Here is an 18341-nt window from a genome sequence, read left to right as displayed (position 1 = left end):
ACTTCTTCCGTTCCCGATCCAGGGTCACTCAGGCTTGCAGGCGTCATTGTTCTGAACGATCTGTTCTATGAGACCCGTCTGTCCGTTGACCTCCAATTGCACCAGGTATTCCTCGGTGATCGCAGAACCATCCGGCTGGGTGGTGGGGATCTCGTTGTTCTTCTTCAGCGCGGAGCCGGATTCCTCGGCGGTACCCCCGGACGACGTCCCGGAGGAGCTGTCGGTGGAGGCACCGGAGGACTTCTTCTCGGCCTTCTTGGAGGCCTCCGCGGCCTTCTTCTCCTCCGCAGCCTTCTTGTCCTTGGCCGCGCCGGAATCGGTGGCGCGCTCCACGAGCCGGCCCACGCGGGTGTGGATCTGATCGTAATCCGGGTACGTGGAGAACTTGTCCGCAGCCGTCCCGAAATCGGGCGCGCCCAAGGTCAGCCGGAGGAAGGAATGCTTGCGGGCCTTGTCTGCAAGATTGACGAAATCGCCCAGCTGCTTCTGCGGCAGGGAGGTGTGGATGACGTCCTCACCGGTCTCCATGATGGCCGTGAACTTGGTCAGCACGTTGCTCGGCGTAAACTGGTTGATCATGGCCTGCTGGATGCACTGTTGGCGCCGGATGCGGTGATAGTCGGAGGTGAAGTCACGGCTACGGGCGTACCAGAGGGCCTGATGACCGGTGAAGTGGTGCTTGCCCGGCGAATACCAGTGATTGCGCACCTGGGTGCCTTCCCAGTACTTCCCGTGGACCGGCACCCAGCCGCCTGCGGTGATGTTCACACCACCCAGCGCGTCGATCAGCTCGCGGAAACCGGCCATGTCCACCACCACGTAGGCGCCGACGTCCAGTCCGGTGACGGACGAGGCGGCCTCCATCGTGGCCTGAGCACCAGGGGATTCCGTGCCTGGGTAGAGGTCCTTGTACTTCTGATCCACCGTGGGGTAGATCGAGTTGAAGATGCACTCGTCACCGCAGTTGTAGCCCTCCGGGTAGATCTTGTGCATGGGGGAGGACTTGGGGAACGGCGCGTTCTGCAGGTTGCGGGGGATGGAGATGACGGCGATGCGTCCGGACTTCGCGTCGATGCTCCACACGGCGGAGGAGTCGGGGCGGAGGCCGAGGCGGCCGGTGCCGGCGTCTCCGCCCATCACCAGGATGTTGTAGCGGCCGTCCGATGCCTTCATGGGGGCGCCTGAGGCGAAGATCCCGGACAGGGCTGAGCGTCCCTTGAACAGGACATAGGAGCCGTACCCCAGTACGCCGGTACCCACCACCACGGCGATCACCACGGCCGCGGTGACGATGACCTTCATCCCCGGGGCCAGCAGTCCCGGGCGGATGATGCTGTAGGTGTTGAGGAAGATGATGGCCCAACCGACAGCGAGCGCGGCGAGGACCCAGGCCGCCACCAACTGGACGTTGGGGTCCGCGATGACGGAGATCAGCCAGTCCCGCCGGATCAGCAGGAGCAGGAGTGCGGCCACGAGGGCGGCCCAGACGGTGATGGTGACGGAGAGCGCGATGCGCCCCAGCCTGCGGTTGCCCGCAACGACCTGGGCGCCACCCGGGATCAGGAAGGTGAGCAGCCACAGCACCCAGGCGCGCTTGGTGCGCACGGGCGCCGTTGCTCGTCGTGGGTCGCGGACCGGGCCGCTGGGTCCCAGGACGGTGTTGCTCATGCCTGGGCGGTTCCGTTGGCTTGGGCCTCACGGGCCGCCAGCAGCTTGCGGCCCTTTTCCTGGGCCACATCGCGCAGGTCGGAGGAGAAGGAAACCAGCGCCTCGCGCAGGCGCGCCGCCTCGGGATCCGCGCCGGCTCCGAGGATCCGGGTGGCCAGCAGGCCGGCGTTGCGGGCGCCTCCGATGGAGACGGTCGCAACGGGAACGCCTGCAGGCATCTGCACGATGGAGAGCAAGGAGTCCATACCGTCCAGGTACTTGAGGGGGACGGGGACACCGATGACGGGAAGCGGGGTCACTGCGGCCAGCATGCCGGGCAGATGGGCAGCGCCACCCGCGCCCGCGATGATCACGCGGATCCCACGGGTGTGTGCCTCATGGCCGTAATCGATCATCTCCTGAGGCATGCGGTGGGCCGAGACCACACCGACCTCGTACGCGATCCCGAACTCGTCCAGGGCATCTGCCGCGGCCCGCATGGTGGGCCAGTCGGAGTCGGACCCCATGACGATGCCGACTACGGGGGAGGAGGACTGGGAGGTCACGGTGAGGATCCTTTACGGGGATGGGTGCCGATGGAGAGGGAACACGGTGAGATTACGTGATCTGCCTGTGCGTGGCGGGTGGCTCGGCACGGCGTGTCCCGCCGTTCCCGGTTGCCCGGCCGCGAGCCGACCCCGCACCGGCCGTGCGTCAGCCGCGAATCAGCGAGGCCACACGGCCGGCTCGGCTGCGCAACAGATCGACGTCGGCGCCGGGCGCACCGACCACGTTGACGTGGCCGATCTTGCGACCCGGGCGCACCGACTTGCCGTACATGTGCACCTTCACTCCGGGGTCGGCAGCGAGTGCGGCGGGGAAGGCATCGTGCAGATCCTGGTTGGGGCCACCCAGGTAGTTCTTCATGACGGTGGGTCCTGCCAGCGGGGAGGGATCCCCGAGCGGCCAGTCCAGGACGGCGCGGAGGTGTTGTTCGAACTGGCTGGTGACGGAGCCGTTCTGGGACCAGTGCCCGGTGTTGTGCGGGCGCATGGCGAGCTCGTTGATGAGGTAGCCGGGGCCGCGGCCCGGGGTCTCGAAGAGTTCCACGGCGAGGACGCCGGTGACGCCGAGCTCCCCGGCCAGTTTGATGGCGGTGGCGGTGGCGGCACTGGCCACCGCTGGATCCAGCTCCGGGGCGGGGACGATGACCTCGTCGCACACCCCGTCCACCTGGATGGTGTGAGCCACGGGCCAGGCGGCCACGTCGCCGGAGGGGCGGCGCGCCACGAGCACGGAGAGCTCGCGGGCGAAGTCCACCTTCTCCTCAAGCAGGATGGCGCCGTTGTCCAACCAGGCGGTCACGGTGCCGACCTCGTCGCGGCGGAGGACGCGCACGCCCTTGCCGTCGTAACCGCCGCGGGGGGTCTTCGCGATGATGGGCCAGCCGTTGGCGTCGCCGAAGGCCAGGATCTCGTCGACGGACTCGGCCGAGGCCCAAGCCGGGTTGGGCTCGCCGAGGCGTTCCACGGCGGCACGCATCACGAGCTTGTCCTGTGCATGGCGCAGTGCGTCCGGGCCGGGGCGCACGGCGATGCCCTCGTCCTCGAGCGCGCGCAGGATCTCCTGGGGCACGTGTTCGTGGTCAAAGGTCACGGCGTCCACGGTCCGCGCGAAGGCCATCACGGTCTCCGGGTCCTTGTAGTCGCCGACGGGGGCGTTGGCCACCGCGAAGGAGGAGGAGACATCGTCGGACTCGCAGAGGATGCTGAGGGAGATGCCGAGGTTGATCGCTGCAGGGCCATCATGCGCGCCAGCTGCCCGCCGCCGATGACTCCGATTCTGGGGGTATGCACCCCTCAAGACTAGCGAAGGGGGGAGGCGAAACGCGTACTCGCTCAGCCAGACCCACCGCAGATGACGTAGGGGCACAGCGGTGACGCTCTTGCAGGGAACGGACCCGGTGGGGCGATAACATGAAGCCGTCCGGAACCGAGAACGCGAGCGAGGCAGAAGCGTGGCGAACCTGTACCGACGCCTTCGTGCTCTGGTGTCCATGTTGTGGCGCGAGGTCGCGAAGTTCGGTGTGGTCGGCACCTTCGGCTGGATCATCGACACCGGCCTGTACCTCTATTTGATGAATGGCCCGCTGCATCAGGGTGAGGTCTGGGCCAAGGGGTGGGGCTCCATCGCTGCGGCGCTGTTCACCTGGGTCGCGAACCGCTTCTGGACGTTCAAGGACCGCCGCCAAGACAAGGTTGTGCGGGAATTCGTCCTCTTCGTCGTCATGAATGTGATCGGCCTGCTCATCGCGACCGGCTGTGTGGCCTTCACCAAGTACATCCTGGACATGAATTCGCAGTGGGCCATGTTCGTCTCGGGCTCCATCGTCGGCCTGGTGCTCGGCACCATCTTCCGGTACCTGGCCTACAAGTACTGGGTCTTCACGGGGGACTCCGGGAAGACCGAGCCCGAAACCGCGCCGCGCAGCCGCGAAGGTCGTGGCGGCGCCCGTGAGCAGGCCCTCGGGATGGCTCAGGAGCTGGAGGGTGCGGCCGGATTCGACCCGCGCAGGCCGCTGCGTGACGAGGCCGTGGAACGCTACTTGGAGAGCCGACCCGACCGGCACGACGGCTGGAAGCTGGACGCAGACGGTGAGGACGGCCAAGCCCGCTGACTTCACAGGCCCGCCGCATTCACCAGGTGGGACCGGCAGCGGTGATCCCCTCCTGAGCGGCGAGCCGCTCATCCGGGGTGGCCCCGGCGTGGAGCACCACGTGTCCGGTCTCGCCGGCGGCGAGGACCTGGATTGCCGCCGCCAGGACCCCATGACCCGTGGACAGCGAGACCACCTGGTCAATGCCCGACGGCCTGTGGGCGGCGTCCGCCAGCCAGTCCAGCCCCGCTGTGGGTTCCTCGCCCGGGGCGGGCGAGAGGCGGCTGGAAGCCGCCGCCGATGCGTCGAACATGGGCTGATCCGGGTGGGCGCGCACTTCAGCGGCGTGGTCCACCACGCCGGCGGGCAGGGCGGCGCCGAAGTCCAGAGCCAGGGGTTCGGTGGCGACCGCCAGCACCTCGGGGGCCGCCAGGATCTCGTCATCGAGGTGATCCGTGATGACGAGGTCCGCGTCCGCGGCCTCCACGGAGTTCTCCGAGACGGTGGCTCCCAGGGTCAGGGCGGACAGAGCCAGCGGGACGGTGCGCCAGGAGGCGGCGGCCTGGATCTCCACCCGGTCACCGGGCCCCAGAGAGAACTCGGTGCTGAGCAGACCGAGGTTCTTGGCCCACCAATTGGCGAGTACTCGCCCGCTGAGCTCCACCCGAGCCGGCGGCAAGGAGGCATCCACCAACAACGGCCGAGGACTGCCTCCACGCCGCGTGAGCAGGTCAAGGGGTGGGGCAAGTGCACTCATAGGTTTCTCCAAGGATTCGAGGTTTCGGGCTGGTTGAAGGGCCGGAAGGCTCCCCTGCGCCGAGATTGAAGCAAAAGAAGCATTTGACGTGCTCGACTTACACAAGTGTAATTACAGGAGTGAGGTCGACTTTCGACCGGCTCCGGCACCGGAGTCCAAACCATGAAGGACAGCGTTTGGGAACCTTGACCGGTCCCGGAACCAACGTGGTAAGCATCAGCTAGACCGGAAGGTACGTGACGCAAGTGGGGAACAGCGAGAGGAACGGCGCAGAGCGAGCATCCGCTCCGGCCCGCGCATCCCGGACCCCCAGGGTGCCGCAGGACTGGTTCCTGGATCCTGTTGATCCGGAAGCGGCCGAACGTTACGACTCGGCCAGCTTGGAGGACGCCGCCACGGCATTCCTGTCCTCCCACGCCCGTCCACATGAACTGCAGGACCGGATCGCACCGGTGACCGACCTCCCAACACCGGAGGACGACACCGACGACTCCGAGGACGAACTCTTCGAGGCGCAGTCGCCGCAGAAGGTCTGGATCCCTCTGGAAGGTTTCCTCTCCGAACAGGAAGAAGGGGAACTCGGCTGGCAGACCGAGGCCCTGTGCGCCCAGACCGATCCCGAGGCCTTCTTCCCTGAGAAGGGCGGCTCCACGCGGGACGCCAAGAAGGTGTGCTCCTCCTGCACCGTTCGGCAGGAATGCCTGGACTACGCGTTGGACAACGACGAACGTTTCGGGATCTGGGGAGGGCTCTCGGAGCGTGAACGCCGTCGCCTGAGAAAGCGAGCAAACTGATTCCTGGCGCGAATCTGGTCACAGCCCTTGTCGTCACCCATGACGGCGCACCCTTCGTCGACGCGACCCTGGACGGGCTGCGCTCGCAGACGCGGGCTCCAGAACTGTGCCTCGGGGTCGACGCGGGATCGGTGGATGATTCCCGCACCAGATTGATGGCGGGGCTGCCGGAGGACTCGGTGATCCTCGACGTGCCCGGTAAATCCTTCGGCCAGGCGGTGCGTGCCGCGTTGGACCATCTCCCCTCCACCCGCTCGGAGGGGGTCACGGAGTGGTTGTGGCTGCTGCACGATGACAGCGCCCCACGTCCGGACACCCTGGAACGTCTGCTCGACGCGGTGGAGAAGGCACCTTCAGCCACCGTCGCAGGCCCCAAGCAACTCGACGCCACCCGTCCCGAACGCCTGCTCGAGGTGGGCGCCACCCTGACCACCACAGGTCACCGCTTCAGCCGGGTGGGTACCGACGAGGTGGACCAGGGCCAGTACGACTCCGTCTCCGACACGCTCGGCGTCAGCACGGCAGGGATGCTGGTGCGACGCGACGTGCTCCAGGCCCTGGGTGGTTTCGACCAGGCGCTGCCTGGAATCGGAGACGACGTCGACCTCGGCCGCCGGATGTGGCTGGCCGGTCACCGCGTGCTGTTGGTGCCGGATGCCGCGATGGAACACCAGCCGGACTCGGTGGAGGCCGTGACAGGCCCGCGTGTCGAGGCGCGAGCGGCGGCCTACACCCGCCTGAAGTACGCCCCCGGCTTCGCGGCTCCCTTCCTGGCCGTCTGGATGATCGTGGCCGGCCTGGGGCGGGCGCTCGGACGATTCGTGGCCAAGGACCCGCGGGGTGCGGCCACCGAGGTCGGCGCCGGCTTCACCGGCATCGCCAGGCTCGGCAAGGTGCTCTCCGGTCGCCGTGACGTTGCTCGCAACAAACGCGTTCCTTCCGGCGTGATCAAGTCCTTGCTGGCCACCCCTGCCCAGGTTCGGGATCGGACCCGGACGCTACGGGAGGAACGGCTGCTACCGGATGCACCGCATTCCACCACTGCAGCGCAGCCCAAACGTGAGGCCTCCGGCGGCGACGACGACTTCGAGGCCCTGGACGAGGGTCCACGCCCGGCGGGATCAGCCACCGGCGGCCTGATTGCCGTTCTGATCTCTGCGGCGCTGTCCGTCCTCGGCATGTACAAGCTGCTGGGTGCCTCCGTCATTTCAGGCGGTTCCCTGCTGGCCCCCGGCACCGTGATCGGCGAGGCCTGGTCGCGTGCCACCGACTTCGTCCAACCGCCTGGTCTGGGCACCTCCGCGCCGCCGGACCCCTTCGATCTGCTGATCTGGCTGCTGCAGCTGGTGACCGCCGGACACGCCCAGGAGGCTGGTGCCGTGCTGTGGCTGATCGCCATGCCACTGGCGGCCCTGACCGCATGGTTCGCGCTCGGTGCGGTCACCTCCTCAAGTGGATTCCGTTTCTTCGGTGCCGTTGCCTTCTCCCTGAGCCCCTCGCTCCTGGTCGCGCTCTCCCAGGGGCTGGCCGGCACCGTTGTGGTGCACGTAGTGCTGCCACTGTTGTTCTTGGCCCTCATCCGGGCCGTCGGCGCCGCGCGGACCGACACCGTGGGTGGGCACGTCCCGGGTACCGGAGGCACACCGTCCTGGGCCGCCACGGCCGCCGCCTCCCTGTTGGCGGCGGTGGTCGTTGCCGCGGAGCCGCTGCTCATCGTGGTGCTGGTGCTCGGCTGCCTCATCGCGGCGTTCGTGTCGCGGCGCTCAAGGAACCTGTGGTGGGTCCCGATCCCGGCGCTGGCCCTTGCTGCTCCGTTGTTCCTCCATGCCTTGAGCTCGCCGCGGGCGCTCTTGGTTCAGCCCGGACTTCCTCTGGCCGCCGATCCTGCACCGGTCTGGCAGCAGCTGCTGGGGTGGCCGCTGGCGGTGGACACGTCCGCAGACCTTCCCGGTCTGCAGGTGCTCGGCTCCGGGTGGATCTGGGCCGCACTGGCCGCAGTGGTGATCCCGTTGGCGCTCTTCGCGCTACCCGCCCTCCTGGCACCACGCAGTGCGGTGGCCCGCACGGTGATGCTGATCGGCCTGGTCACCTTGGCCGGTGGCGTGGCGGCAGCACGGCTGCACTCCACCGTGGTGGGGGAGAGCACTGTCGGCCCGTTCACCGGATCCTTCGTCTCGGCGTTCGTCCTTGCCGTGCTGTACGCAGCAGGGTCCGGGCGCGATCTCATGGCGGGCAGGCGGATTGCCGCAACGAGTTTCCGCCGGGGACTCACCACGATCCTGGCGCTGGGTACCCTCGCCGCATCGGTGGTGTGGGTGGCGCCGCGCCTGATCCAGGACCAGGACGCCGTGAACACGCTTTCCACCGCGGCTCTCGTGAACAAGGGAGATGCCTCGGAGCTGCCCGCCACCAGCGCAGACCGCGGAACCGGGCCCCTGCAGCAGCGCACCCTCAGCCTGGAGGTCTCCAAGGACGGGCGGATCACGGCCGAGGTCGCTGACGGCGCCGGTACGCGCCTGGAGGATCTCTCCGCGACGGTGGCCGCCAACAAGCTCAAGGGCAATGCGTTCCTGCCCCACACCACGCAGCGTGCCAAGGCCGACGACGGGACCACTGCGGTACGCGAGGTCGTCGCCGCACTCGCCTCCGGTGAGGGGACCGACGTGCGAAGTGACCTCGCCGACCTCGCGGTCTCTTCGGTGGTCCTGACCTCGGACGGAACGGGCGCGGAGGTGCTCTCCGAGCTGTTGGATTCGGTTCCCGGGTTGTCCCCGGTGGGCCGGTCCACCAAGGACCAGTCCTGGATCTGGTGGGTGGACACTGCGGCCGGTGCATCGGACGAGGTCGCCGAATCCGGTTCCTCTACGTCTCGCGTGCGCATCGTGTCGGCTGACGGGAGGCCTCAGGCCCTGATCGAGAACCAGGCAGGCACCGTGGATCGCGTTCGCGTCGCCTCCGGAGACTCTGACAGGGTGCTGGTGCTCTCCGAACGCGCCGACTCCGCGTGGAAGGCCACCATCAACGGCAAGGAACTCGCAGCCACCGAGCACGGTTGGGCTCAGGCCTGGGAGGTTCCTGCCTCCGGCGGTACCTTGAGCATTCACCGCTCCGAGCCGTGGACCTGGGTCTGGCTGACGGCGTTGTCCCTGGCGTTGCTGGTCTCCCTGCTCTCCATCATCCCCGTCCCACGTGCCTGGAGGGTGGACGCACGCACCCAACGCACCTATCGACCCACGGTGGCGCAACGTCGCAAGGACGAGGACTCGGACACGGACGAGGAGCACCAGCAGGCCGCGGAGGAGGAAGCATGAGCAGCGACGAAGATCCCCGCCACGATCGGCGGCAAGAAGGCGCTAATCCGCCCGAAGCCGGCCAACTGTCTGCAGCCGAGCCCGCCCAGGACCCCGTCGTGGAGCCGGCGTCCGCGCCCCAGCCGGAAACCACCGAGGACGAGCCCCAACAGGGTGAGGTCGAACAGGGCGAGGTCACCGAACCAAACGCGGACCAGGCGCCTGTAGAGACCGCGGGCACCGAAGCGGCAGACGCTGATGCCGCCGGGACCGGCGCGGCCGAGACTGCGACGGCAGACACTGACGCAGAGACGTCAGACGCTGAGGCGGCTGATCGGGTTGAGGAATCGGCTGAGGAGCCGGAAACTGCCTCTGCCTCTGCCTCTGCCTCTGCCTCTGAGTCTGAGTCTGAGTCTGAGTCTGAGTCTGATCCAGAGTCAGAGCCCGCCGACTCCGTAGCGCCTGCCGACGCGGCTGAGGACCGGCCCGAAGAAGTCGAAGCCGCGGCAGAGGAGACGGACGAACCCGCCGAGGACGCCGCCGAGGAGGACGCGACGGCGGGCGCCGCCGCGTCGTCGGACACTGAAGCATCGCCGTCGGACAAGGACCATCCGGGTCAGGCGAAGCGGCGTTTCCGCACGGCCCTGGGGATCACGGGCGGCGCCTTACTGGTGGCTGCGGTGGCGGCCGCCGCCGTGACGCCGCGCTTCGTCCCCGAGGCCGCACAACACGAGTCCAGCATTCCGAGCGTTCGATCGGGCGCGGGGACCTCAACCTACGTGTGCCCGCCCACGGTGCAGCGCGTGGGGGAGGAGGCCACGAGCGACCAGGCCTACGACTCCGGAGCGCAGAAGGCGGGCTCCAGCCTGTCGGTGATGGCCCAAGGCGATCAGGCTCAGCGGATCCCGGGCGTGACGGTGCTCTCCGACGACCGCACCGTCAAGGAGCTCAGCAAGGATCTGCCTGCTGACGAGGCGGCCGACGGTGACGCCGCGCAGGCAGCCGACGGCTACAGTGGCGTCAAGGGCGTGGTGGATCGGGCGATCGAAGCCGCGCAGGCGTCCTGGGTGAAGGTGCAACCGCTGGGAGGCTCGCCGTCGCCGGCAGCGGCGACCCGCACCATCCAGCAGGGCTCCGGCGACCTGACCGGATTCGCGGCACCCGGCTGCGCGCCGACGTCCAACACCGTGTGGCTCACGGGAGCCACCACCACGGTGGGTCACACCGCCGTGCTGTCGGTGACCAACCCGTCCGACACCCCGGCGGGGCTGTCCGCGACCGTCTACACCAAGGACGGTGAGGTCTCGACCGGCGCCATCCAGTCCTTCACGCTCGAGGCCGGTGAAACCAGATCGCTGAACCTGGGAGGTACGGCTGTCGATGCCGAGGCCTCCGCCGTGAAGGTGGAATCCTCCGGAGCTCCGGTCTCGGCCTCCATCAACCAGTCGGTGTTGCGGGGCACCACCCCGGGTGGGATCGACACCATCACCGCCGGTAGCCCCGACACCACGCAGGTCATGACCGGTGTGTCGGTTCCTGGCAAAGAAGCCTCAACGAAGTTGGGGCGTTCCGAGAGTGCAGGCGACCAGAACCCGCAGGTGCAGATCGCCGACGCCACCGGAGCCGGTACCCAGGTCTCCGTCGTGGCGCGCGATCAGGACGGAAAGGCCACTGAGCTCGAGTCCGCGGCGGAGGTCCCTGCCAATGGGGTGCTCGGTGTGGATCTCAGCTCATTGAAGGCCGGAACCTGGAGCATCGAAGTGGCGGGAAGCGATTCCATCGTCGCGACCGCCAGGACCATGAAGGGCACGGATCCCAAGTCGGCGCGGGATGTGGGCTACGTCGTTGCCACCCCGGCGCTCTCCACCGATCAGTTCGTGGCGGTACCCACCAGGGGTGACGCCTCACTGCGAATGACCGCGGTCGACGGTGACGGCACCGTCACCGTGGTGCCGGTGAACGCAGATGGCGAGCCGGGCAAGGCCGCCACCGTGGAGGTCAAGGAAGGCGCCATCGCAGCGAGGTCCATGAAGGATCTCGGGAACCCGGCCGGCCTCAGGATCGCCGGGACGTCCGGCACGGTCTACGCCTCCATGGCCAGTACCTCGGGCGATTCCGGGATCGGTTACACCGCGGTGCAGCAGCTGCCGCTGGCCCCGGGCACCACCCAGGTGGATGTGCTGCCCTGAGCCGGGTCCCCTGAACCGGTGTTCGGTCAGTTGAATCGGTGTTCGTCCAGCCGCACCGGTGTGTGGTCAGTCGTCGCGGCGGTGGTGTCCCCGATAGTCGGGATGGATCTGCTCCGGCGGCATGCTGACATAGTCGGCCACGAGCTCCACGACCACGTCGAAGACCGTCCACGGTAGGGCCTCACGGCTGCCTGCCAATGATTCGACCGGTTTCCTGAAGATCTCCAGCCGAGCCTTGTGCCGCCGGTTGGGGCGCGTGACCGAACCGAGCGGGAACTCGCCCGGCCCCAGCTTCTCTTCCAGCAGCATGTCCGCGTCAGGGGCCATGGAGACGAAGAATTCCAGATGGCTGATCTCGTCCCCGACGTGCGCCTGCAAACGTTCCACGGAGGCCGAGACCATGTCCTCGAACAACTCGTCACGGGACAGGGCGGCCGGGGCATCCGGGGGAAGCAGGCTTCCGCGCCCGGCCCTGCCTCGGCGATCCCGGCGTCGACCGTGACCGGCCCGGCGCAGACCAGGTCTGGCGGCCTCGGGCTGAAGGTCGAAACGTGCGCTCATGACACCCGAGCATAGCCACTGACGGCTGTGGCGGAACCCTCCCCGATATGGTCCAACACTCGGCGGTTCACCACGCTGTTGCGGGCGGCGGACGAGTACCCTGGACGGGTGGAATCGTCTCGCTTGTGCTCTCGTCAAGGCTGCGGCCGGCCCGCCGTGGCGACCCTGACCTATGTCTATGCCGACTCCACGGTGGTGTTGGGCCCGCTGGCCAGGATGCCCGAGCCGCACGTCTATGATCTCTGCGCCCACCACGTGGACCGCTTCACGGCACCCCGCGGGTGGGAGATCGTCCGCCTGGAGATCCCCGAGCCTCGCCGTGTCATCGCCCAGGATGACGTCTACGCCCTGGCAGACGCCGTGCATCAGGCACAGGTACGTGACGCCGCGACCATGGATCGCCTTGCACCTCGACGCACCCGGGACCGTCTCGGTGGTGAAGAAGCACCGCCGCCGGCCAAGCCCGGACTACACCTGGTCCCCCGCTCCGACACCGTCAGCAGTGACGAGTCGGATCCGGACGAGGATCAGGGGCCACGTAACGACCCCGAGAAGGATTGAGGCCGCACCAGCATGAGCCAGAATGACGAGCCCACGCCGCAGCACCCCAGCGAGGAGCCCACCGAGGGTTCCGTTGGCCCCGTGGTGGACCCCGCCGAGGCTCCTGCTGTGGACGCCACCGCCACGGCCGACGATGCTGTCGCTGACCAGCCGGCGAAGCAGTCGGCTGACCGGTCGGCGAATCAGACGTCGGACACGACGTCGGATCAGGCCGTCGAGGAAGCCGCGGCCGAGCCCGAGGCGAAGCCCGCCTCCAAGGTGGAGCCGGCGTCAGCGACGGCCGCGTTGAGCCAACCGGAGCCCGAACTCTTCGAATCCGACGACTTCGCCGGGGCCACCGCGCCGCCGTCGCTTCAGGAACGTGCGGCTCAGATGCGGCGTGCACGTCTGGCCCGCTACGAGGCCGCCTCCTCCGTCGAGGACTCAGGACCTGAGACTCAGGCCATGGACGCAGTGACCGGCACGTCCGGCCAGGAGCCGTCGAAGGCTCCCACGCCCGGCGCAAGCTCGCCCACCGCCGCGCAAGAAAAGGGCGAGCAGGACCAGACCCTGGCCAATCCCATCCGCGAACCTGAGGAACCGCCCTTCGCGGCCACCGCCGTGCTGACTCCACCAGCAGAGGCCGCTCAGCAGAACGAAGGCAAGCCGGAGACCGACGCCGGCGTCCCAGGCGTCACCGAAGACGCAGAATTCGTCACCGAGCCGCAGACCAAGCGGGTCTTCTCCAAGATCCTGCAGTACGTCATCGCGATCCTGACGCCGTTCGTGGTGCTCATCGGGGCCGTACGCGCCGTGGCCTCGGGCGCCTTCCTGTGGATCGAATACCACCGCCCCGGCTTCCCGGTGGACCCCTACGGCTTCGACGCCGCAGAGCGCACCACACTGGGTTCCTACGGCCTGAACTACATCAACGGGTTCGCCGGACGCTCATACCTGGGCGACCTACAGACACCCGAAGGAAACCGGACCCTGGCGGAGCCCCAGCTGTTCAAGGACACGGAGGTGGGTCACATGGCGGACGTACAGTCCTTGATCCATATCGCCTACCTGGTGGCATGCCTGGCACTGCTGGTCATCGTGATCTCCGTCCTGGTGCTGCGTGTCCGCTATGCGGGCGGCGTCCGCCGTGGACTGTTCGCCGGTGCCTGGGCCACCGTGGGCGTGTTGCTGGTCCTCGGTGTCCTCGGTGCCGTGGGCTGGGACGCGTTCTTCACCGACTTCCATCGTCTGTTCTTCTCAGGTGGCAACTGGGAGTTCTACATGGATGACACGCTGATCCGGCTCTACCCGCCGCAGTTCTGGGTCGACGCAGCTGTGGTGCTGGCCGCCATCGGCGTGATCGTCTCCGCGGTGGTGCTGTGGGCCACCTGGCCCACCCGTCGCCGCCGTGAGGCCTCCCGCAACAAGCAGGCCGCCCGCGTCTATCGGATGGGCTGAGTCCGCCCTCGTTCTCGGACCACGGCCAGTCTCGGATCACGGCCAGTTCGGTAGCCACATGCGCAGGCGGTAGGAGATCGGGGAGATGGTCTCTCCGGTCCATACCGGCCAGAACCACCAGGATGCCAGCAGCACCAACGCGGTGAAGGCTGCGGTGATGAGCACTCCGGTCCTGATGCGTTGTGCGGTGGCGCCGGGCGGGAAACACAGCAGCCAGAGTGCGTACACCACGGCCAGCACGGCGAAGGGCTGGTAGCCGGAGGTGTAGAACACGAACATGGTGCGCTCCGGGTAGAACAACCACGGGACCCAGCCGGCCACGAAGCCGGCAAGGATGGTCAGGGCGCGCCAGTCGCGTCGCCCGAGGAACATCCACAGGGCCACCAGCGCGGCGATGGTGCCTGCCCACCAGAGGATGGGGTTGGAGAGGTCGGTGACGACCTGCACACATTCGCGCCCGCGGGCGCAGGGCACGCCGTCGTCCTTGTCGGTGTCGTAGAGCATCAGCACCGGGTGGCCAACGAAGGGCCAGGTCCAGGCGTTGGACTGTGCGGAATGCGGGCTGCTGAGTCCCGTGTGGAAGGCGTAGGCCTGCTGGTGATAGTCCCAGAGGTCGAGTAGGGCGCCGTGCCCGGTGCGCCCGTGCCCGTAGGCCCCGGAGTTGAGGAACCACCCGGTCCAGGTGAGCACGTACGTGATGAGTGCGGTGGGGATGATCTGCACGAACCCGGTCAGGCCGTCCTTGACGACGCCGGAGGGCAGCCAGGACCGGATGCCTGCGGTGCGCCTGGCCTGGCAGTCCCACCAGACCACCAGCAGCCCGAACACCACCACGAACCACAGCCCGGACCACTTCACCGCACAGAGGCAGCCGAGGCTGACGCCCAACGCCAGGCGCCATGGTCGCCAGCCCATCCACGGGCCCCACTTGAGGAAGTCCTTGGACGGGACGCCTCCGGCGCCCGCAGCATGCCCGACGAGGGCGGCCAGCTTTCGTCGTCCCGCATCCCTGTCGACGAGGGCGAGATAGAGACTGGAGGTCACGAAGAGGGTGATGAAGATGTCGAGGATGCCGGTGCGGGAGAGCACAAGCTGCTGCCCGTCCACGGCCATGAACAGGCCCACAAGGGCGGCCGGCCAGACCCTCTTGAACAGGCGCAGGGCGGCCAGCATGGTGAAGAGCACGGCCAGGGTTCCTGCGGCCGCGGCTCCGGCCCGCCAGCCGAAGCCGTTGTCGGTTCCGAAGACCGCCATACCCAGCGCAAGGATCCACTTGCCCAGGGGTGGATGAACCACGTATTCGGGGTCGGCCGACGGGCTGGCTGAGCCTGCGGCGAAGTCCTCGTTGATGTCCTTGGGCCACTCGCGTTCGTAGCCGAAGTGAAGGTAGGACCAGGCGTCCTTGACGTAGTAGGTCTCGTCGAAGATGATCTTGTCCGGATGGCCCAGGTTCCAGAAGCGCAGCAGTGCCGCGAAGGCCGTGAGTGCCAAGACGATCCAGTAGCGGGTCGGACCCATGACGTCCTGCAGGCGTCCGGTGACGGTACCCGTCAGGCGCAGCATGAGAGACCGGGGCGAGAAGGCCTCCGTCGGCGTGGTCTGCGATACCGGTGACGTCCGGTGAGTGCGAGGCTGCGCAGAGGTCATGGTCACCCCCGACACTTTACCGTCGGGGTGTCGGCAGGAAGGGCGCAGGCCGTCAGGTAGCCGGCCGGTTGGGGGTCAACTCGGTCGGCGATGCCGCGCTTGAGTAGGGTTGAGGGCGTGAAGAAGAACTCTGGCGCACACGAGCCCTCCGAGCGTGGCGCAATCGTCCTGGCGGGCACCCCCATCGGCAACCTCGAGGATGCCTCGCCACGGTTGCGTCGTGAACTGGCCGAGGCCGACGTCGTCGCGGCTGAGGACACCAGGCACCTGCATCATCTGCTCTCCGGGCTGGGCCTGACGTTGCAGGGGAGGGCGGTGGCCTACCACGAACACAACGAGGCCGACCGTGCCACGGAACTCGTGGAGGCAGCCCAACGCGGCGAACGCGTGGTGGTCGTGTCGGATGCCGGTATGCCGACCGTGTCCGACCCAGGGTTCCGGGTGGTCGAGGCCGCCGCTGCGAGCGAGGTCCCCGTCTCCGTGGTCCCGGGGCCGTCCGCCGCACTGACTGCGTTGGCCGGTTCCGGTTTGCCGTCGGATCGCTTCACCTTCGAAGGGTTCCTGCCTCGCAAGCCGGGGGAGCGCAATCAGCGGCTGAAGCAGCTGGCCGGTGAGGAGCGAACCATGCTCTTCTACGAGGCCCCGCACCGGATCGAGGCCACCCTTGAGGCGCTTGCGGCGGCGTTCGGCAACGACAGGCCGGCGGTGCTGGCTCGGGAACTGACCAAGCTCTTCGAGCAGTTCCGGCGAGGCGACCTTGGCTCCCTGCTGGACGGCGTGCGGGAGGACGCCCCACGCGGGGAGATCGTGCTGGTGGTCTCCGGCGCGGAGCCGCCGGCGGCGGCCGATCCGGCCCAGTTGGTGGATCGGGTGGAGGCCCTCGTGTCCACGGGGATTCGCCTGAAGGACGCCTGCCAACAGGTCGCGACGGATACCGGTGCCTCGAAGCGGGAGCTGTATCAGGCGGTACTCGAGTCCCGCTCCTGACCCGCGCCAGCCCCCTGGTCGACCGTGTACATCGGTACCGGCCCATTTCAGGTGGCTGCATGCTGGATCGTGTCGGTACCCTCTCGTCATCTGAGGATCATCACGGTGCCAGACCCCCATCGAACGTATACGATTGCTGCGTGACGGGGTACACGCGCATGTAGCCTTCATACTTAATACGATCCGTATACCCATACGATCCGTCGACGGCGACATCAAGGAGAGACGATGAACGTGACCGCTGAACGCGAGGCGGAACTGCTCGCTTCCATTCCCAAGGGCCTGCTCATCAATGGTGAGTGGCGCGACGCCTCTGACGGAGGCACGTACGACGTGCTGGACCCCGCCACCGGCAAGGTCCTGGCCACTCTGGCCTCCGCTACGAGCGATGACGCGGTCGCCGCACTCGATGCAGCCGATGCAGCTCAGCGCGAGTGGGCGCTGACCTCGCCTCGTTTCCGCGCCGACATCTTGCGCCGCGCCTTCGACATGATCAACGAACGTCGCGACGACTTCGCCCTGATCATGACCCTGGAGATGGGCAAGCCCTACTCCGAGGCGCTGGGCGAGGTCACCTACGGCAACGAGTTCATGCGTTGGTTCTCCGAGGAGGCCGTGCGTCACTACGGCCGCTACGTCACCACGCCTGAGGGCAAGAACAAGATCCTGGTGCACCACAAGCCCGTGGGCCCCTGCCTGTTGATCACCCCGTGGAACTTCCCGCTGGCCATGGCCACCCGCAAGGTGGGCCCGGCGATCGCCGCAGGTTGCACCATGGTGCTCAAGCCAGCCAAGCTCACCCCGCTCACCTCGCAGCTCTTCGCTGCCGTGATGTTGGAGGCCGGCGTGCCCGCAGGTGTGCTCAACGTGGTCTCCGGTTGCTCGGCGTCCAAGATCTCCGGTCCGCTGATGAAGGACCACCGCCTGCGCAAGGTTTCCTTCACCGGATCCACCCCCGTCGGTGTGCAGTTGCTCAAGGACGCAGCGGACAACGTGCTGAGGACCTCCATGGAACTGGGCGGCAATGCTCCCTTCCTGGTGTTCGAGGACGCCGACCTGGATGCCGCTGTCGAGGGTGCCATGGCCGCCAAGATGCGCAACATGGGCGAGGCCTGCACGGCCGCCAACCGCTTCATCGTCCAGGACACCGTGGCAGACGAGTTCGCCAAGAAGTTCGGCGAGGCCATGGCAGCGCTCAAGCCTGGCCGCGGTACCGAGCCGGACACCACGGTGGGCCCGCTCATCGAGGAGAAGGCCCGCGACGAGGTGCACGCCTTCGTGACCACCGCCGTTGAGCAGGGCGCCACCGTCACCGTGGGCGGCGACAAGGTGGAAGGCGACGGCTACTTCTACCAGCCCACCGTCCTCAACAACGTGCCCTCCGATGCGCCGATCCTGCGCCAGGAGATCTTCGGCCCCGTTGCTCCGATCACCACGTTCCACACCGAGGAAGAGGCCATCGACCTGGCCAACGCCTCCGAGTACGGGCTGGCCTCCTACCTGTACACCGCTGACGTGTCCCGCATGTTCCGCGTCTCCGAGCAGATCGAGTTCGGGCTGGTGGGCTTCAACGCTGGTGTCATCTCCAACGCAGCAGCACCCTTCGGCGGCGTGAAGCAGTCCGGCATGGGCCGCGAGGGCGGCGCCGAGGGCATCGAGGAGTACTCCACGGTGCAGTACATCGGCATCGCCGACCCCTACGCGGGCCGCTGAGCTGAAGATCTGACGAACTGACGTCCCGCGGCGGGCGGGCCCACGGGACCCAACCCGTGGCCCCCCCCCGCGAGGAGGGGGGGGGAGAGTGGAGCGGGGTGG

14 protein-coding genes are annotated in these 18341 nt (G+C 67.7%); 8 read left to right on the top strand and 6 right to left on the bottom strand.

Annotated elements, in window-relative coordinates; translation table 11 throughout:
• Positions 1 to 24 precede the first annotated feature (24 nt).
• The 3 genes from Q0A15_RS01650 to Q0A15_RS01640 form a co-directional block, all read right to left on the bottom strand.
• Positions 25 to 1668, bottom strand: a complete 1644-nt coding sequence (locus tag Q0A15_RS01650; protein WP_291277799.1) for an LCP family protein — start codon at positions 1666 to 1668, stop codon at positions 25 to 27.
• Positions 1665 to 2174 (bottom strand): 5-(carboxyamino)imidazole ribonucleotide mutase, encoded by a 510-nt coding sequence (gene purE, locus Q0A15_RS01645; protein WP_291277814.1) that lies wholly within the window; start codon positions 2172 to 2174, stop codon positions 1665 to 1667. Before purE ends, Q0A15_RS01650 begins: the two co-directional genes overlap by 4 nt.
• 187 nt (positions 2175 to 2361) lie before the next feature.
• Positions 2362 to 3510, bottom strand: a complete 1149-nt coding sequence (locus Q0A15_RS01640) for a 5-(carboxyamino)imidazole ribonucleotide synthase (RefSeq protein WP_367273345.1) — start codon at positions 3508 to 3510, stop codon at positions 2362 to 2364.
• 154 nt (positions 3511 to 3664) lie between these two features.
• Between Q0A15_RS01640 and Q0A15_RS01635 the strand changes: the two genes are divergently transcribed.
• The gene (locus tag Q0A15_RS01635; protein ID WP_291277798.1) at positions 3665 to 4324 is read left to right on the top strand and encodes a GtrA family protein; all 660 of its coding nucleotides are present in this window, start codon (positions 3665 to 3667) and stop codon (positions 4322 to 4324) included.
• A 19-nt stretch (positions 4325 to 4343) separates the two neighbouring features.
• On the opposite strand, the gene Q0A15_RS01630 is transcribed toward Q0A15_RS01635, so the two are convergent.
• Positions 4344 to 5060 (bottom strand): TIGR03089 family protein, encoded by a 717-nt coding sequence (locus tag Q0A15_RS01630; protein ID WP_291277797.1) that lies wholly within the window; start codon positions 5058 to 5060, stop codon positions 4344 to 4346.
• Positions 5061 to 5305: 245 nt separating this feature from the next.
• On the opposite strand from Q0A15_RS01630, the gene Q0A15_RS01625 reads away from it, so the two are divergent.
• The 3 genes from Q0A15_RS01625 to Q0A15_RS01615 are packed head-to-tail and all read left to right on the top strand — an operon-like array spanning position 5306 to position 11333.
• On the top strand, positions 5306 to 5854 hold the full coding sequence (locus tag Q0A15_RS01625) for a WhiB family transcriptional regulator (RefSeq protein WP_291277796.1): 549 nt from the start codon (positions 5306 to 5308) through the stop codon (positions 5852 to 5854).
• A complete protein-coding gene (locus tag Q0A15_RS01620) occupies positions 5851 to 9165 on the top strand; it encodes a glycosyltransferase family 2 protein (protein ID WP_367273346.1) in 3315 nt (1104 codons plus the stop codon). Before Q0A15_RS01625 ends, Q0A15_RS01620 begins: the two co-directional genes overlap by 4 nt.
• A complete protein-coding gene (locus Q0A15_RS01615) occupies positions 9162 to 11333 on the top strand; it encodes a DUF5719 family protein (protein WP_291277795.1) in 2172 nt (723 codons plus the stop codon). Before Q0A15_RS01620 ends, Q0A15_RS01615 begins: the two co-directional genes overlap by 4 nt.
• A 66-nt stretch (positions 11334 to 11399) precedes the next feature.
• Here the strand turns inward: Q0A15_RS01615 and Q0A15_RS01610 are convergent, their stop codons facing one another.
• Positions 11400 to 11894, bottom strand: a complete 495-nt coding sequence (locus tag Q0A15_RS01610; protein WP_291277794.1) for a metallopeptidase family protein — start codon at positions 11892 to 11894, stop codon at positions 11400 to 11402.
• Between the two features lie 108 nt (positions 11895 to 12002).
• Between Q0A15_RS01610 and Q0A15_RS01605 the strand changes: the two genes are divergently transcribed.
• Together Q0A15_RS01605 and Q0A15_RS01600 are read left to right on the top strand one after the other, a co-directional pair.
• Complete coding sequence (locus tag Q0A15_RS01605) at positions 12003 to 12455, top strand: DUF3499 domain-containing protein (RefSeq protein ID WP_291277793.1); 453 nt, start codon at positions 12003 to 12005, stop codon at positions 12453 to 12455.
• A 12-nt stretch (positions 12456 to 12467) separates the two neighbouring features.
• Positions 12468 to 13892: a TIGR01906 family membrane protein gene (locus Q0A15_RS01600; RefSeq protein WP_291277792.1), complete on the top strand. Its 1425-nt coding sequence runs from the start codon at positions 12468 to 12470 to the stop codon at positions 13890 to 13892.
• A gap of 36 nt (positions 13893 to 13928) precedes the next feature.
• On the opposite strand, the gene Q0A15_RS01595 is transcribed toward Q0A15_RS01600, so the two are convergent.
• Positions 13929 to 15539, bottom strand: a complete 1611-nt coding sequence (locus tag Q0A15_RS01595) for a phospholipid carrier-dependent glycosyltransferase (RefSeq protein ID WP_291277791.1) — start codon at positions 15537 to 15539, stop codon at positions 13929 to 13931.
• A gap of 117 nt (positions 15540 to 15656) precedes the next feature.
• Here Q0A15_RS01595 and rsmI point away from each other — a divergent pair, with 117 nt between their 5' ends.
• Complete coding sequence (gene rsmI / locus Q0A15_RS01590; protein WP_291277790.1) at positions 15657 to 16526, top strand: 16S rRNA (cytidine(1402)-2'-O)-methyltransferase; 870 nt, start codon at positions 15657 to 15659, stop codon at positions 16524 to 16526.
• Between the two features lie 228 nt (positions 16527 to 16754).
• Entirely contained in the window at positions 16755 to 18239 is a 1485-nt protein-coding gene (locus tag Q0A15_RS01585; RefSeq protein WP_291277789.1) for an NAD-dependent succinate-semialdehyde dehydrogenase, read from the top strand.
• Positions 18240 to 18341: the final 102 nt, after the last annotated feature.

Source organism: Galactobacter sp., assembly GCF_022712295.1.
Taxonomy (GTDB): Bacteria; Actinomycetota; Actinomycetes; order Actinomycetales; family Micrococcaceae; genus Galactobacter.
Note: the sequence above shows the minus strand (reverse complement) of the source record. Positions and strands in the feature narration are given on the sequence as shown.